Source organism: Wenjunlia vitaminophila DSM 41686 (assembly GCF_000380165.1).
Lineage (GTDB): Bacteria > Actinomycetota > Actinomycetes > Streptomycetales > Streptomycetaceae > Wenjunlia > Wenjunlia vitaminophila.
The window spans coordinates 230184-246209 of sequence record NZ_KB904658.1 but is presented as its reverse complement, the minus strand read 5'-3'; the positions used below and the strand labels follow the sequence as shown (position 1 = coordinate 246209).

The following is a 16026-nucleotide window of genomic DNA, read 5'->3' as shown; positions in this document are numbered from 1 at the left end:
CGTCTTGGGGGTACGAAAGGGACGCCGTTGCGGTAGCGACTCGCGGGCGGCGGGAGGGGTGCGGAACGTCCGGCGGGTCGCTCGGGGACGGTGTGGGGACCGTGGGGACGTACGGGTGCCGGGCAGGCCGGTCACCCGCCCGGTGGGGGGACGGAGGGGTCAGCCGCTTCCTGCCGACGGGGCGTGCGCCCGCAGCTCCGCCGGCCGGGGCCTCGACCGTCTGCGCAGCAGCGCGGCGCAGGTCAACAGGGCTGCGGCGAGGGGCACCCACAGGAGCTGGTACCAGTAGAAAAACGGCCAGCCCATGAGGCGCGGTTCGACCCGCATGCTCACCGGCGCGAGCAGCGGCCCGACGAACACGGCCGCCAGGCAGATCCGCGCGCCCGTGCGGGCACGGGGGGCCCGCACGTCCCCGCGGTGCGTTCTCGACTCAGCAGTCACTGGCCGAAACTGCCGTCTCCACATCCGGCGACACCTCTCCCCTCACCTCGTCGGCGGGCGCTATCGGTCCAGGTGAGCGCGTCGCTTCCGACGTGTTCCCCACCTGATGACACAGGACTGTTCATTGACTCAAATCGATGGTTCACTCCAGGGCTGTCGAAGGTTCCTTCCTTTTCCGTGCTGGTGACCCACCCGGCCTCGTGACGGCCTCCCGGAAGGGTCCTGCGTCCGGTAGTTGCGCGTCGGCCCGTGGAGGTTGACCCACAACCTGGCCGGATTTCGACCATCCACGGTCCCGTGCCCCACCGGACCGGTGGAAGTCCCGCGGCCACGAGCCGGACACCAGGCCGCAATGAACATGGAGGAGCCATGAACAACCTCACCCCCGTGATCGCCTGCGCCGCCGTCGTGACGGTGGCCTCGGCGATCGCGCTGAGGGGCGGACGTCTCGCCTCCGCGAGCGGAGTCAGGGCGGACCTCGAGGACTGGGCTCTGGCGGACCGCCGACAGGGAGGGGTACTGATCTGGTGCCTCCTCGGCGGCACCGTCTACACCGCGTACACCTTCACCGCCGTGCCCGGCGCCGTCTTCAGCTCCGGCGGGATCGGGTTCTACGCCCTGCCCTACACCGTCATCATCTGCGCGCTCGCCTTCGTCCTGCTGCCGAAGCTCGCCGCCACCGCACGCGCCCACGGGCACGTCACCGTCGCCGACTTCGTACGGGACCGGTACGGGTCACCGCTGCTCGCCCTCGCCGTGGCCCTCACTGGGATCTTCGCCACGATGCCGTACATCGCCCTGCAACTGCTCGGCCTGCGGGCCGTGCTGAGCGTGCTGGGGCTGCACGCCGACGGCCTGGCCGGCGACGCGGCGCTGACGGCGGTGTTCGCGGTGCTGGCCGTGTCGACCTACCGGTACGGGCTGCGCGCCCCCACCCTGGTGTCGGTCCTCAAGGCGGTGCTCGTCGTCGGCTCGACACTGGCCATCGGCGCCTTCGTCTTCGGCCGCCTCGGGTCGCCGGCCCACCTCTTCGAGCGCGCCGACGCGGCGCTCGTCGCGCGCGACGGCGTCTCGACACTGGTGCCCGACGCGTCCCTGGCGCCCGCCTACGTGTCCCTCGCGCTGGGTTCGGCTCTCGCACTCTTCGCCTTCCCCCACGTCCTGCTGGTCGCCTTCTCCGCCCGCACCGGCGCCGTCCTGCGCCGCTCCTCCGTCACGCTGCTGGGCTGGACGGCCATGCTCGGACTGTTCGCCGTGTTCGGTGTCGGGGCACTGGCGTCGGGCGTCGAACCACCACCGGGCCGCTCGGAACTGGCGATCCCGCTGCTCGTGCTGGACATCGCCCCGGGCTGGGCCGCCGGACTGATCCTGGGGGCGCTCGTGGTGGCCGCGCTCGTCCCCGCGGCGGTGATGTCCATCGGCGCGGCAACGCTGTTCGCGCGGAACGTCTACCTGGAGTTCGTCAACCCCAGGGCCACCGCGTCCCAGGTGACCCGCATGGCCCGGATGATGTCCCTCGTCGTCAAGGTCGGCGCGCTCGTCTTCGCGCTGGCGCTGCGCGACCAGGCGGCCATCAACCTCCACCTGCTGGGCGCCGTGTGGGTGCTCCAGATCCTGCCGACGATCGTGCTCGGGCTGCTGCACCGGACACCGCACCGCGTCTCGCTGCTCTCGGGGTGGCTGCTCGGCATGGTGGTCGGGACCGCCCTCGTCAACGCCGGCGGCTTCTCCTCCATCGTCCGGGTCCACACCGGCCCCATCGACGTTCAGGTGTACGCGGGCGTGGTCGGCCTCGCCGTCAACCTCACCGTCGTCGCCGCGATGAGCCCCCTGCTCGACCGGCTGGGCGTCCCACGCGGCCTCGTCGGACTGCTCCAACCGGTCCGCGCCGTGCGCCACGAGGGGGTGTCCCGGTGAGAGGAGTGCGGAAACCCTCGCGTCACAGCGGCATCACGGCGACGGTCCAGAACCAGGCCGAGGACCTGTCCGGGGCCCTGGGCGCGCCGGCCGGCGGCCACGAACCGCCGGTGGGGCGGACGGACACGGCGGCGAACGACCTGGCCGGGGCGTCCGTGTCGGACACCGAGGCCGGTGCCGACCTGCGGGACGTGGAGCGCGAAACCGCGCTGATCAGGCTCTTCGACGGGTACCACGCCCAACTGGTCCGCATGGCAGTGCTGTTGGGTGCCGAGCAGGACGCCGAGGACGTGGTCGCCGAGGCGTTCTGTGTGCTGCACCACCGTTGGTACCGGCTCCGTGCGCCGGACGCCGCGCCCGCGTACCTTCGTTCCGTGGTGTGCAACCTGGTGCGGATGCGGATACGACGCCTCCAGGTGTCGCGTCGTCACGCCGGCGTCGATCTGCCCGACATCGACTCCGCCGAGTCCACGGCGATGCTGCACGAGGAGCAGCGGCAGGTGGTCGACGCGCTCAAGAACCTGCCCGCCCGTCAGCGGGAGGCCCTGGTGCTCCGTTACTGGATGGACCTGAAGGAGCGGGAGATAGCGGAGGCGATGGGGATCAGCGCCGGCGCGGTGAAGTCGCACATCTCCCGTGGGATGCACGCGTTGTCGCGTGCGATGGGATCCTGCCGATGAGTGTGGACGACGCCGAGACCCGGTTGCGCGACACGCTCGACTCGATAGCGCAGAGCGTGAGCCCGTCCCCCGACGCGTACGCCAAGGCGCGGTCGGAGTGGCAGCGGCGCGACCGGCGACGGCGGCTGATCATGCTGGTGCTCGCGGTGCTGATCGTGGCCGTGGCGGACATCGTGGGTCTGTGGGCGCTGCACTCGCTGGCGCAGCCGGACCCGCCTCCGCGGCACGAGCGGATCGATGTGATCGTCCAGCCCTGAACACGTGACGCGCGGGGTGTGAACGGCGCGTCGGACCCGGCCGCGGCCACGGGGTCCCCCAGGCGAGGAGCCAGAACGCGGAAGAGGTCCCGGAGCGAACTCCGGGACCTCTTCCGTGCGCGGCACCGTGCGCCGGTGCCACATCGTCCGCCCTTCGGGCGGGCGGCCTCAGCTCATGTCGCGGGACAGCGTCCACAGGGCGTTGACCACGCGTTCCACGTCGGCCTTCTGGTGGAACAGGTGCGTCGACACACGGATCACGCTGTGCGGCTTGGCGGAGCCGATGACGGGGAAGTCGCTGGTGCGGATGACGATGCCGTACTCGTCCTTGAGCCGTTGCACCAGCTTCGTCGTCTTCTGCCCGTCGAACACGTCGCGCGGGTCGCTGAACGGCGCGAAGGAGGTGAGCGCGCACACCAGCCGCGGGTCGTCCTTCGGCGAGTACAGCGACTTCACGCCCCAGCGCTCGACGACGAGTTCCCTCAGGTGGGACGACAGACCCAGGACGTGGTCCTGGATGCGCTGCCGACCGATGCGGTCCCACACCTCGCAGACCTCGCGGACACCGGCCATGACCGCGAGGCTGCCGTTGCCGACGCTCTGCAGGTCCGCGGCGATGTCGTAGCTCGCGGTGGGACCGTTCGAACGGGCCGGCCTGCCGCCCTCCGACGGGTAGCCGCTGGAGACCACCGGCCAGAACTCGGGCAGGGGGTTGGGGTTGTGGGCGGCAATGACCTTGTTGCGGATGTAGAGGATGCCCGTGCCGCCCGGGCCGCACTGCCACTTCGCGGCCGATCCGGCCAGGAAGTCCACACCGAGCTCGTGGAAGTCGTACGCCATCATGCCGGGTATGTGCGCACCGTCCACGACGGTGGTCAGCCCGTACTCCTGGGCGAGTTTGGCAAGCATGCGGATCGGCAGCATGGTGCCGGTCTTGTAGGTCGGGGCGGAGAAGAGCAGCACCTTGGTGCGCGAGGTGATGGCCTTCCGGAAGAGCGCCACGTAGTCCTCGGCCCGCTGGTCGTTGCCGACGGGCAGCGCGACCCGCTTGATCACCACGCCGAGCCGGTCCCGCGCGAGCGCCATCGGCACGTTGCCTCCGGAGTGCTCGTGGTTGGTGGTGAGGATCTCGTCGCCCTCCTTCAGGGCGAGTCCGGCGATGATCTTCGACATGCCGTCGCTGGTGTTGTGTGACACGACGAGCTCGTCGGGGTCGCACCCGTAGCCGCGGGCGGCGACCTCCCGGACGTCGGCGAAGTTGCTGTAGGCGGCGATCGCCCCGGCGGCGACCTCGCGGTGCACGTTGTCGACTCTGTCGAGGACCTCGCGCGGCGGCGAGCCGACGGTGCCGACGTTCATGAACAGGATGTCCTTGTCGAGCATGAACAGACGTCTTACGGCGTCCCAGTACGCCGGCGAGGAAGGTGCCGGCAGCGAGGCGGACGTCAGACCGGACCCGGACGGGGTGGCCGCGTGCGCGAGCGGCGCCCCGGCGACGGCCCCGACCCCGGCGGTGGCGGCCCCCGCCCCGAGCAGCCCGACGAAGCCCCGCCGGGAAACGCCGAGTGCAGACCGGGGGGTGGAGGTGCGTGCATGCAGTCTCGGCAATGCCATGTCTTGTGCTCCTTCAAGCGGAACCAAAGGGGTAAATCTGGATGAATTGGAGAAAATAGGGCCGACTGAGCTAGGGACTCAGTGAGCAGACGGGGTGGCGGGTGCTGCGGATGCCGGGGGACGTCCCGGCGGGGAACCCGGGCTGGGCAGCCGGTACTCAGCGCACGGCGATGGCGGAGATCTCGACCTTGGCGTCACGCGGCACGCGCGCGACCTCGACCGTGGCGCGGGCAGGCGGTGCGGAGGAGCCGAAGAACTCGGCGTAGGCGGCGTTGAACCGGGCGAAGTCGTCCAGGTCCGCGACGTAGACGGTGGTGGAGACGACGTTCGACATCGACATGCCGTCGGCCTTGAGCACGGCCTGGACGTTGCGCAGCACCAGCCGCGTCTGCTCCTCGATGGTCGAGTCGGCGGGGATGGCCCCGGTCGCCGGGTCGATGGGCAACTGCCCCGAGATGAAGGCCAGGTTCCCCGCGGAGATCCCCTGGGAGTAGGGGCCTATCGCCGCGGGCGCGTCGGGCGTCGCGATGACGCGGTGCCCGCCGCCGCCCGGATCGGCCACGGCCGTCGCTCCGCCGGCACCGGCGACCAGCAGGGCCGCCCCGGTCAGGGCCCACACGGTCCGCCTTCGCCGACCGCCCCGGGCTGGATTGGAGATCTGCATGCGCTGTCCTCCCGATCACATCAGCATGGGCGTGCCCTCACTCGGGCACTGCGTGCTGATTGGTTGCGGACGGCCGGGCGCGGGTTTACGCGCCGCCGCAGATTCCTGCGCCGTGAACGGACGAACGGCCCGGGCGACACCGCCGCCCCACCGGCCGACCGTCCAGGTACGTGGGCGCCCGAATGCGGTTGTCCACCGCTTCCCCGTCGCACTACCGTGCCGATGTGGATCTCTTCTCACACTCGTGGACAGCGTTGCGCACGGCGGTCGCCGAGCTCCCGGACGACCACTTCGCACGGCCGTCCGGCTGTGCCGGCTGGCTGGTGCGGGACCTGGTATGTCACCTGATCATCGACGCACAGGACGTCCTGATCACCCTCGTGACCCCCGCCGGCACGGAGCCGACCCGTGACGCGGTGACCTACTGGGAGGTCGCCGAGACCCCGCCGACCGGTGACGACCCGCTCGACGCCCTGACCGTCCGGCTGGCCGCTGCGTACGAGGAGCCGCGGCTGCTGAAGTTCCACCTCGACGACGTCGGCTCCGCCGCCGGTCGCGCCGCCGAACTCGTCGATCCGGACCTGCGGGTCAGTACCCGCGCTGAGGTCCTCACCGCGGGCGACTACCTCAGCGCGTACGTCCTGGAGTGGACGCTGCACCACCTCGACCTGGTCGCACACCTCCCGGACGTGCCGGGACCGTCCAGCGGGGGGCTCGCCCGGTCACGCGAGATGCTGGAGAAGATCACCGGGGCCGCGTTCCCCACGTCGTTCTCCGACGGGGACGCGCTGCTGGTCGGCACCGGACGGCGCGCCCCGACCGACGCGGAGCAGACCGCACTGGGCGAGCTGGCCGCGAAGCTCCCGTTCGTCCTCGGCTGACCGCCACGGCGGCGAGATCGGCTGTTGCGGGACCTGCGTGGACGCCCGGGGGCCGAGGAACGACTCATCCCGTGGGACACCCCGGCCCTCGGGCCGGGGACGGGCCCCCGGGGAACGGGGACACGGGCGGACCGTGCCCGACGGACCGCCCCGCCTCCGGCTCCGACGTGGCGGTCCTGGTTCCAGCCCGGGTCAGGTGAGCCGGTCATCGATGACGATGCGTGCCGCGGACCGGTCCTCCCGGGCGCCTCCGATCAGGCGGTCATCGTTGTCGGGCCCGACTTCCTCCAGGGCGTCCCTGATCCGATCGAAGACCTGCGCTGCCAAATGCCTCGTCGGCGCTGGTGACGGTGCCGCTCGCCGGGCCTCTCGCAGGGCCTCGACGGCTGCGGTCAGGCTCCGTCCGGAAATGCGAACGGTGACAGTCCCGTCCGGCCTCTCGTCGATGTCCGCCGGCAGCCGGAAGTGCTCGTTGGTCGCTGTGCGCTCCACCAGGAAGGCCCACGTGTCCCGGTGGCAGACGATCTCCGCAACCGCGACCCCCGCCGCGCTCCTGAGCAGTCGCTCGTAGTCGTCCTCCTCGTCGTCGGAACTCCTGAGCGTCCCGATCAGCGCACGGGCTTCCGCGAGGTCCTGACGGAGGGCGTCGACCTCCGCCCGCGCTCTCTGCGCCGCCCTGCGGGCGTCCTCGAGGTCCTGCTCCAGTTGGCTGATGGTGGCCCGCAGCCTTCGTCTGCCCTTGAGCAACTCCCACCCCCTGCGTAGTGGTCCGCTGCAATGCTCCCCGCGGTCGTCGTGTCCGATGCGGATGGTTTCGGCGGAAACGATCCGGCACTGGCAGGGCGGGAGCTCACTGACCACGCACGGCGAGGTTCACGTAGCTGAGGGAGGGTCGGTTTCCGGCAGCCGGCTCACTCCTCGGCCCGACCGCCGCAAGGAGGGGGAGGCCGACGAACGGTTGTGGGCGTCGTGCCCTTCGAACGAAGACGTCCGGGTCGGCCCGCGCGGGCCGACCCGGACGCCCGTGGTCAGACGAGGTCGAACCGGTCCAGGTTCATCACCTTGTCCCACGCCGCGACGAAGTCGTGAACGAACTTCTCCTTCGCGTCGTCACTCGCGTAGACCTCCGCGAGGGCACGCAGCTCGGAGTTGGACCCGAAGACGAGGTCAGCACGGCTGCCCGTCCACTTGACCGCGCCCGTGGCGTCGCGGCCCTCGAACGCGGTCGCGTCCTCGGACGTCGCCCTCCACGTCGTCCCCAGGTCGAGCAGGTTGACGAAGAAGTCGTTGGTCAGGACACCCGGAGTGTCGGTGAGGACACCAGTCGGCGACTGCCCGTGGTTGGCGCCGAGGACACGGAGGCCACCGACGAGGACCGTCATCTCGGGGGCGCTCAGGGTCAGCAGGTTCGCCCGGTCGAGCAGCAGGTACTCGGCCGGCAGCCGGTTGCCCTTGCCGAGGTAGTTGCGGAAGCCGTCGGCAGTCGGCTCGAGCGCGGCGAACGACTCCACGTCGGTCTGCTCCTGCGAGGCGTCCACACGGCCCGGCGTGAAGGGCACCTCGACGGCGCACCCGGCGTCCTTGGCGGCCTGCTCGACGGCCGCCGCACCGGCGAGCACGATGAGGTCGGCGAGCGAGATCCGCTTGTCACCGGTCTGGGCGGAGTTGAACGCGTCCTGGATGCCCTCCAGGGTGCGCAGCACCGTCGCGAGCTGGTCCGGGTCGTTGACCTCCCAGTCGCACTGCGGCTCGAGGCGGACCCGGGCGCCGTTGGCGCCGCCGCGCTTGTCGCTGCCGCGGAAGGAGGATGCCGACGCCCAGGCGGTGGACACGAGTTGGGACACCGACAGCCCCGACGCGAGGACCTTGCCCTTGAGGGAGGCGATGTCGTCGGCGTCGACGAGCTGGTGCGTCACCTCGGGCAGCGGGTCCTGCCACAGCAGCGTCTCGGTCGGCACCTCCGGGCCGAGGTAGCGCGCGACCGGACCCATGTCGCGGTGGGTCAGCTTGAACCACGCGCGGGCGAAGGCGTCCGCGAACTCCTGCGGGTTCTCGTGGAAGCGCCGCGAGATCTGCTCGTAGACCGGGTCGACCCGCAGGGAGAGGTCGGTCGTGAGCATCGTCGGGGCGTGGCTCTTCGACGGGTCGTGGGCGTCGGGAACGGTCCCCGCGCCGGCGCCGTCCTTCGGCCGCCACTGGTGCGCGCCGGCCGGGCTCTTGAACAGCTCCCACTCGTAGCCGAAGAGGGTGTCGAAGAAGCTGTTGTCCCACGCCACCGGCGTGGGCGTCCACGTGCCCTCGAGGCCGCTGGTGATCGCGTCGCCACCCTTGCCGCTGCCGAAGGAGCTCTTCCAGCCCAGGCCCTGGTTCTCGATCGGGGCGCCCTCGGGGTCGGGGCCGACGTGGTCCGCGGGGCCCGCGCCGTGGGTCTTGCCGAAGGTGTGGCCGCCCGCGATCAGGGCCACCGTCTCCTCGTCGTTCATCGCCATCCGGCGGAACGTCTCACGGATGTCCCGGGCGGCGGAGAGCGGGTCGGGGTTCCCGTTCGGACCCTCGGGGTTGACGTAGATCAGGCCCATCTGGACGGCGCCGAGGGGGTTCTCCAACTCCCGGTCCCCGGTGTACCGCTCGTCGCCGAGCCAGGTGGTCTCGGGGCCCCAGTAGACGTCCTCCTCGGACTCCCACACGTCCTCACGGCCGCCCGCGAAGCCGAACGTCTCGAAGCCCATCGACTCCAGGGCGACGTTGCCGGCGAGGACCAGGAGGTCGGCCCACGACAGGCTCCGGCCGTACTTCTTCTTGACCGGCCACAGCAGGCGACGGGCCTTGTCGAGGTTCGCGTTGTCCGGCCAACTGTTGAGGGGAGCGAAGCGCTGCTGCCCGGCGCCGGCACCGCCGCGGCCGTCGCTGATCCGGTAGGTGCCGGCACTGTGCCAGGCCATCCGGACCATGAACGGGCCGTAGTTCCCGAAGTCGGCCGGCCACCAGTCCTGGGAGGTGGTCAGGACCTCGGCGATGTCCCGTTTCACCGCCGGGAGATCGAGGGTCTTGAACGCCTCGGCGTAGTTGAACTCCTCGCCGAGGGGGTTGGCGACGGCGGGGTTCTTGGCGAGGATCTTCAGGTTGAGCCGCTCCGGCCACCACTGGCGGCTCCCGCCGCCCTGGGTGGGATGCGGGGCGCGCACGTGCGCGACCGGGCAGCCGCCTGGGCCGCTCGTCGTCGCGTCCACGTCGGTTGCGTCATGGTTCTCAGACATGGGAATCCTTCCGGACCTGGCGCTTCACGCTGCTGAGGGACTGCGGGCGGTGGAACAGTCGGGGCACTGGGCCCAAAAGCTCCCCCGAGTTCGTCGAACTCGACCTCGTCGAGCTGGATCTCACCAGTCTCGACCTCGTCAATCGAGGGGCGGTGGACACGGGACACTACCCGGGGCCGAGGCTCACCGACGGCCCGGGGGCGGGGGCGGCGACCCGCGGGACCGCACGCGCCGGAGGGAGATCGCCTCGACACCGAGGTGGCCTTGTCCGTCTTCGTCTCCTGCCGCGCTGGGGCCTCTCTGCCCCTTGGCTATCACCGGAGCCGATCCTACGATAGACAGAGTTCAAGTCAAGAAGTAGACCAATCGCCTTGAGGAACCCCGTAGGTCCACTGATTGGCTTCGGGTGTCCCATCGAGCCCCGGAACAGGTGAACCCCATGAGTGACCTGCTGGCGCGACTGCGTGGGCGTGGCTGGCGAGTGACCTCCCAGCGACGTGTCGTTGCGGAGGTTCTCGACGGTGACCACGTCCACCTCACGGCCGACGAGGTGCACGCCCGCGCGGCGCAGTTGCTGCCCGAGATCTCCCGCGCGACCGTCTACAACACCTTGGCCGAACTGGCCTCCCTCGGCGAGGTCCTGGAGGTCTCCACCGACGGCCGCGCCAAGCGCTACGACCCCAACGCGCACCGGCCGCACCAGCACCTGGTGTGCTCGAACTGCGGCACCATCCGCGACGTCCACCCGACCGGCGACCCACTGGCCGACCTCCCGGCCGAGGAGCGGTTCGGTTTCACGGTGTCCGAGGCACAGATCACCTACCGCGGTCTCTGCCCGTCCTGCAACGGTTGATCCTTCTCGCCCTGGGCACGGGGCGTTCCGGCCGTTCCAGCCGCACGCACGCCCTGTTCCGGGTTGGCGAAGGACCCCCCGCCGAGCCTTCTCCGCCGGGAGACGAGCCAGTCCCCCGTACTCGGAATGCGCACCCAACCGCTGGCGACTCCAGGTGGCCCGTTTTCGAAGAGGAGAGCCAAGTCGGCACCGGGACGATTATCAGCCATCCTGAAGCCGAGTAGCCGACAATGCGCACACACCTGAAGTTTTGTTCTATTCCCTGCCGTGAAATGACCAGGCCATAGGGTGTCGCGTACGCTAAAGCGATTTTATTCTCCCTCGTTCGTGTGAGCAGTTATCGGTCAATACCTGCGAGGTGACTGTTGCGGCGGCCGTCAGCAGGAACAGATAATCGCCCCGCTTTCCTTCAGTCACTCGCTTCCCGCGTTCCACCTCATTCCCCGATTTCCGGACAGGGCCGCCGCGGCTTTGGCATGTCGGGTGTGAGTGTGGTTCGCCGATTCCTGAGGAGGAGTACGTGACCGACCGCACGAGCCTGGGCCCCGGTGCCGCACGGCAGTTGGCGACCACCACCAAGACCACCCCGCAGATGCGCGGCATCTCACCGCGCTACCTGTTGCGGGCACTGCCGTGGATCGACGTGGAGTCCGGCGTCTACCGCGTCAACCGCCGCCGCACCTACGTCCTGGGCGACGACCGGATCAGCACGCACACCGACGCGGGCACGCCCCGGGTCATCCCGGGCGACCTCCGCGAGATCCCGTTCCTGCGCGAGGCCGATGACCCCGCCCTGGTCCAGCTCGCCGACGGATTCACCGAGGTGACGTTCGAGTCGGGCGAGACACTGGCCTCCGAGGGGGACCCCGCCGACCGCTTGTGGGTGCTCGTGCGCGGCCGTGCCGAGAAACGGGCCACGGGCCATTTCGGCGAGGACGCCCTGCTGGACGTCGTTGCCGACGGTCAGTTCTTCGACCTCGACGCCTGGACCCGCGGCGAACCCCTGCCGTACCGTGTCAGGGCCCTCAGCGCCGGCGTCGCCCTGTGCTGTGACCGCAGCGTCCTCGCTGAGCTCTCCGACCGGAACGAGACCGTACGCGCGGCGGTGGACGCCTACCTGGCCGGCGGCGCGGTCCTCGCCGGGGCCGAGGCCCCGATCGACCTCAGCTCCGACCACGTCGACGAGGTCGAGCTGCCCTGTACCTACGTCGACTTCGAGGAGTCACCGCGCGAGTACCACATGACGCTGGCCCAGACGGTGCTACGGGTCAACACGCGCGTCTCCGACCTCTACAACGGCCCCATCGACCAGACCAGGGCACAGACCAACCTGACCGCGCACGCGCTGCGGGAACGGCAGGAGGCGTCGCTGCTCTACCACCCCGAGTACGGCCTGTTCCGGAACGTGGCCCCGGGGCAGCGCGTCCAGTCCCGTACTGGCGCCCCGACCCCGGACGACCTCGACGAACTGCTCACCCGGGTGTGGAAACAGCCGGCCTACTTCCTGGCGCATCCCAGGGCCATCGCCGCGTTCGGCAGGGAGTGCACCCGTCGCGGCGTGCCCCCGGTGATCGAGACCCGGTTCGGCAGCCCGCTGTTGACCTGGCGCGGCGTGCCGCTGCTGCCCTCGGACAAGGTGCGCTTCTCCGGGCCGGGCGCCGCCACCACCGAGATCCTGTTGATGCGGGTGGGCGAGGCCGACCAGGGCGTGGTGGGTCTGCGTCCGGCCAAGGTCGATGACGAGATCGAGCCGGGCCTGGCCGTGCGGAACATGGGCGTTGACCGCCGTGGCGTGACCTCGTACCTGATGACGGCGTACTTCAACGCGGCCGTGCTCGTCGAGGACGCCGTCGCGGTGCTCCAGAACGTCGGGGTGGCGAACTACTATGACTACGCCTGAGCTCGACCGGCCGCCGCGGCCGGGCAGTGCCGGGCAGACGGCCACGTGGGAGGCGTTCACCGGTGTACCGGGCGACGCGCCACCCGGGTGGCCGGCCGACCCCGCGCGGGCGGCCGGGGCCGCCGGCACCGCGCCCCGGGGCGCCCCCGGTGCTCCGGCGACCAGCCCGGCGGCGGACCCGGCGACCACCCCCACCGAGCCCCGGTCGGCGGCCCTCACCGAGACGGCCGGGCAGGGGCGGAGCGGCGCCGCCTTCTCACCCCACTCGGTGCGCACCGACTTCCCGATCCTGCACCGCACGGTCAACGGCCACCCGTTGGCGTGGCTGGACAACGGGGCCACCACCCAGAAGCCGCGACAGGTGATCGAGGCCCTGGCCGGCTACTACAGCTACGGCAACTCCAACATCCACCGCGGCGCCCACACCATGGCGCGCGAGGCCACCGAGGCGTACGAGGCGAGCCGCGCCGCCGTCGCCGGCTTCCTGAACGCCCCCGGTGCCCGGGACATCGTCTTCGCTCGGGGCACCACCGAAGCCATCAACCTGGTGGCGCAGAGCTGGGGCCGGGCCAACCTCGGCCCCGGCGACGACATCCTGGTGCCGGTGCTCGAGCACCACTCCAACATCGTGCCCTGGCAGTTCGTGGCCCGGCAGACACGGGCCCGGGTCGTACCCGTTCCCCTGCTGCCGGACGGGCGGATCGACCAGGACGCCTACGCCGACCTGCTGTCGATGCGCACACGGCTGGTGGTGCTCAGCCACGTCTCCAACGTGCTGGGCACGGTGCAGCCAGTGCGGGAGATGGCAGCGCTGGCCCACCGCTACGGGGCCCGGGTGCTGGTGGACGGCGCCCAGGCGGTCGCCCACCTCCCCGTGGACGTGACGGACATGGACGCCGACTTCTACGCCTTCTCCGGACACAAGGTGTTCGCCCCCACCGGCATCGGCGCCCTCTACGTCAAGCCGGAGGTGATGGCGGGACTGGCGCCCTGGCAGGGCGGCGGCAACATGATCGAGTCGGTGTCCTTCGACGGGACCACGTTCGCGCCCGCCCCGCACCACCTGGAGGCGGGAACGGGGCACATCGCGGGGGCGATCGGGCTGCTGGCCGCGTTGGAGTGGCTGACCTCGCTCGACCGGGAGGGCATCGTCGCCCACGAGGAGAAGCTGACCGCGCACGCCCAACAGGCGCTCGCCACCGTCCCCGGCCTGGAACTGCTGGGGTCGGCGCCGGAGCGGGTCTCGGTGCTGACCTTCACCCTGGCCGACCACTCCCCGGCGGAGGTCGCCGACTGGTTGGACCGCGACGGCATCGCCGTCCGGTCAGGGCACCACTGCGCCCAGCCGACACTCGCGCACTACGGCGTGCGCAGCGCGGCGCGGGCGTCGTTGGCCCTCTACAACACCATGGAGGAGGTGGACCGGTTGACAGCCTCCCTCCATGCCCTGACCGGCCAGAAGACCGAAGGGCCGGGCCCGGTGTCGGGTCGGTGACCCGGTAGCCCCCCGCCCCGGCGCGGACCGCGGAGCGAACGGCCGCGACAGCGGTGGCGTCCCCGCTCCGCGGTTCCCGGTCCGTGGGCGACCCCGGCCACGGCCTCCCGGTCACCGCGGCCAGGCGCAGCCGTCCGGTCTCGGCCAGGGGTGCATTACGGTGGGACACGATCTCGCCCCGGTCCCGGCTCGGACAAGCACGCTCAGATGACGGAGCACCCGTCGCCGACTGCCCCGGGCGGCACGGTGACCAGGGCGGCGTCGGGCGCCGCCGGCTCATCGGGCATGCTGAAAAGGGGCGCGGTGGTCGAGGGCGAGGGGAGCCGTGGTGAACGAGGGCGCGCAGGGCCGCGGCGACGCCGCGACATCGGGAACCTCTCCCCAGTTGCGGCTGGACGAGTTGCTGGACGGTCTGCACCAGCAGGTCCAGCAGGTGCGGGCGGCGCGGGACAGGACGCGCACCCTGCTGGACGCGGTGCTGGCCGTGGGCTCCGACCTGGACCTGGAAGTGGTGCTGCGCCGCATCGTGGAGTCCGCGGTGGCTCTGGTGGACGCCCACTACGGGGCGCTCGGCGTGCTGGGGGAAGAGGGGTCGATCAAGCAGTTCCTCACCGTCGGCATCGACGAGGAGACCATCGCCCGGATCGGGCACCCCCCACGCGGCGGGGGCATCCTGGGCCAGCTCACCCGCTACCCGCAGCCGCTGCGCCTGGCGAACCTGGCCGACCATCCGGCGTCCGTGGGCTTCCCCGCTGGGCACCCACCGATGACCAGCTTCCTCGGGGCACCGATCCGGGTGCGCGGCGAGGTGTTCGGCAACCTGTACCTCACGGACAAGGAGGGCGCCGCCGACTTCGACGCCGACGACGAGGCGGTGCTGCGCACCCTGGCCGCCGCGGCCGGCGTGGCGATCGACAACGCCCGGCTCTACGACGACGCCCGCCACAAGCAGCGGTGGCTGGCGGCGAGCGACGAGCTGACCCGCAGCCTGCTCTCGGGCCGGGACCCGGCCGAGGTCCTGGAGTCGGTCACCGCCACCGTGCGGGACATCTCCGGCGCGGCCCTGGTCGCCCTGGCCGTCCCGGTCGGCGACAGCGGGGAACTGGTCGTCGAGGTCGCGTCCGGCGCGGCCGCGGACCAGGTCCGCGGCCTGGTGCTGCCGGCCACGGCGCTGGCGGCGAAGGTGTTCGCCACCGGGGAGACCGTCGCCGGCGGGGCGGTCAGCGCCGACCCGCGCCGCGAGGGCGGCAGCTCCTCCGTGGTGGACCTGGGTCCGGCGTTCTACGTGCCGCTCGGCACCCGCGACCACGTGCGCGGAGTGCTGCTGGTGGCCAACCTGCCCGGCGGTCAGGCGTTCCCCGGCACGGTCATCGACATGGTCACCGGCTTCGGCAACCAGGCGGCGCTCACCCTGGAGGTCGCCGAGCACCGCCGGGACGCCGAGCGGATGCTGGTCCTGGGCGACCGCGACCGCATCGCCCGCGACCTGCACGACCTGGTCATCCAGCGGCTCTTCGCGTGTGCCCTGACCCTCCAGTCCACGCTGGGGCACGTCACCGACCTGCCGAAGCAGCGGATCCACCGGGTCGTGAACGACCTCGACGACACGATCAAAGTCATCCGGTCCACCATCTACGGGCTGCGCGAGAGCGACCGCAGCCGCACCGGCGGGCTGCGCACGCAACTGGTGGCGGCCACCGACCGGGCCGCCGAAGCCCTCGGTTACGCCCCGTCGCTGCGCATGACCGGCCTGCTGGACACCGACGTGCCCACCGAGTACGCCGCGCACCTGCTCGCCGTGCTCGGGGAGGCCCTCTCCAACGCGGCCCGGCACGCCCGGGCCACGACGGTCGACGTCACCGTGGAGGCCACCGCGACGACCCTGCGGCTGCGGGTGGCGGACAACGGCCGCGGGATCGACCCCGCCGCCACCCGCCGCAGTGGCCTGGCCAACCTGTGCAGGCGCGCCGAGGACCTGGGGGGCACCTTCGAGGTGTCCCCGAGCGAGCACGGCGGCACCGTCCTCGCCTGGGCCGTACCCCTGCCCCCGACCAGCGGCTGACCGCG

General features: G+C 71.3%; 13 protein-coding genes. 8 read left to right on the top strand and 5 right to left on the bottom strand.

Going from position 1 to position 16026, the window contains the following annotated elements:
- Positions 1–159: 159 nt before the first annotated feature.
- The gene (locus A3IG_RS0109610) at positions 160–408 is read right to left on the bottom strand and encodes a DUF3311 domain-containing protein (protein ID WP_026220078.1); all 249 of its coding nucleotides are present in this window, start codon (positions 406–408) and stop codon (positions 160–162) included.
- Positions 409–810: 402 nt separating this feature from the next.
- Here A3IG_RS0109610 and A3IG_RS0109605 point away from each other — a divergent pair, with 402 nt between their 5' ends.
- The 3 genes from A3IG_RS0109605 to A3IG_RS0109595 are packed head-to-tail and all read left to right on the top strand — an operon-like array spanning position 811 to position 3295.
- Positions 811–2358, top strand: coding sequence for a sodium:solute symporter family protein (locus A3IG_RS0109605; protein WP_018383349.1), 1548 nt, complete (start codon positions 811–813; stop codon positions 2356–2358).
- Positions 2359–2363: 5 nt separating this feature from the next.
- Positions 2364–3038, top strand: a complete 675-nt coding sequence (locus tag A3IG_RS35090; protein WP_018383348.1) for an RNA polymerase sigma factor — start codon at positions 2364–2366, stop codon at positions 3036–3038.
- Positions 3035–3295: a hypothetical protein gene (locus tag A3IG_RS0109595; RefSeq protein ID WP_040911094.1), complete on the top strand. Its 261-nt coding sequence runs from the start codon at positions 3035–3037 to the stop codon at positions 3293–3295. Before A3IG_RS35090 ends, A3IG_RS0109595 begins: the two co-directional genes overlap by 4 nt.
- 168 nt (positions 3296–3463) lie before the next feature.
- On the opposite strand, the gene A3IG_RS0109590 is transcribed toward A3IG_RS0109595, so the two are convergent.
- Both A3IG_RS0109590 and A3IG_RS0109585 read right to left on the bottom strand, forming a co-directional pair.
- Positions 3464–4909 carry an aminotransferase class V-fold PLP-dependent enzyme gene (locus A3IG_RS0109590; RefSeq protein WP_018383346.1) on the bottom strand — a complete coding sequence of 482 codons (1446 nt, stop codon included), beginning with the start codon at positions 4907–4909 and terminating at the stop codon, positions 3464–3466.
- A 157-nt stretch (positions 4910–5066) separates the two neighbouring features.
- On the bottom strand, positions 5067–5573 hold the full coding sequence (locus A3IG_RS0109585) for a RidA family protein (RefSeq protein WP_018383345.1): 507 nt from the start codon (positions 5571–5573) through the stop codon (positions 5067–5069).
- A 224-nt stretch (positions 5574–5797) separates the two neighbouring features.
- Here A3IG_RS0109585 and A3IG_RS0109580 point away from each other — a divergent pair, with 224 nt between their 5' ends.
- A complete protein-coding gene (locus A3IG_RS0109580; protein ID WP_026220076.1) occupies positions 5798–6454 on the top strand; it encodes a maleylpyruvate isomerase N-terminal domain-containing protein in 657 nt (218 codons plus the stop codon).
- A 192-nt stretch (positions 6455–6646) separates the two neighbouring features.
- Here the strand turns inward: A3IG_RS0109580 and A3IG_RS31835 are convergent, their stop codons facing one another.
- Entirely contained in the window at positions 6647–7201 is a 555-nt protein-coding gene (locus A3IG_RS31835) for a hypothetical protein (protein ID WP_157862225.1), read from the bottom strand.
- 281 nt (positions 7202–7482) lie between these two features.
- A complete protein-coding gene (katG, locus tag A3IG_RS0109570) occupies positions 7483–9711 on the bottom strand; it encodes a catalase/peroxidase HPI (protein WP_018383342.1) in 2229 nt (742 codons plus the stop codon).
- A 439-nt stretch (positions 9712–10150) separates the two neighbouring features.
- Here katG and A3IG_RS0109565 point away from each other — a divergent pair, with 439 nt between their 5' ends.
- The 4 genes from A3IG_RS0109565 to A3IG_RS0109550 all read left to right on the top strand — a co-directional run bounded on the left by A3IG_RS0109565 (position 10151) and on the right by A3IG_RS0109550 (position 16021).
- A complete protein-coding gene (locus A3IG_RS0109565; protein ID WP_018383341.1) occupies positions 10151–10564 on the top strand; it encodes a Fur family transcriptional regulator in 414 nt (137 codons plus the stop codon).
- 520 nt (positions 10565–11084) lie between these two features.
- Complete coding sequence (locus A3IG_RS0109560) at positions 11085–12464, top strand: family 2B encapsulin nanocompartment shell protein (RefSeq protein ID WP_018383340.1); 1380 nt, start codon at positions 11085–11087, stop codon at positions 12462–12464.
- Positions 12451–13959, top strand: coding sequence for a SufS family cysteine desulfurase (locus tag A3IG_RS0109555; protein ID WP_018383339.1), 1509 nt, complete (start codon positions 12451–12453; stop codon positions 13957–13959). Before A3IG_RS0109560 ends, A3IG_RS0109555 begins: the two co-directional genes overlap by 14 nt.
- Positions 13960–14287: 328 nt before the next feature.
- Entirely contained in the window at positions 14288–16021 is a 1734-nt protein-coding gene (locus tag A3IG_RS0109550) for a sensor histidine kinase (RefSeq protein WP_018383338.1), read from the top strand.
- The last annotated feature ends 5 nt before the right edge of the window (positions 16022–16026 follow it).

Excerpts from the sequence above, each read along its gene's own strand:
- A3IG_RS0109605 (WP_018383349.1), top strand. The coding sequence starts at position 811 with ATGAACAACCTCACCCCCGTGATCGCCTGCGCCGCCGTCGTGACGGTG.
- A3IG_RS0109595 (WP_040911094.1), top strand. The coding sequence starts at position 3,035 with ATGAGTGTGGACGACGCCGAGACCCGGTTGCGCGACACGCTCGACTCG.
- A3IG_RS0109590 (WP_018383346.1), bottom strand. The coding sequence starts at position 4,909 with ATGGCATTGCCGAGACTGCATGCACGCACCTCCACCCCCCGGTCTGCA.
- A3IG_RS0109585 (WP_018383345.1), bottom strand. The coding sequence starts at position 5,573 with ATGCAGATCTCCAATCCAGCCCGGGGCGGTCGGCGAAGGCGGACCGTG.
- katG (WP_018383342.1), bottom strand. The coding sequence starts at position 9,711 with ATGTCTGAGAACCATGACGCAACCGACGTGGACGCGACGACGAGCGGC.
- A3IG_RS0109565 (WP_018383341.1), top strand. The coding sequence starts at position 10,151 with ATGAGTGACCTGCTGGCGCGACTGCGTGGGCGTGGCTGGCGAGTGACC.
- A3IG_RS0109555 (WP_018383339.1), top strand. The coding sequence starts at position 12,451 with ATGACTACGCCTGAGCTCGACCGGCCGCCGCGGCCGGGCAGTGCCGGG.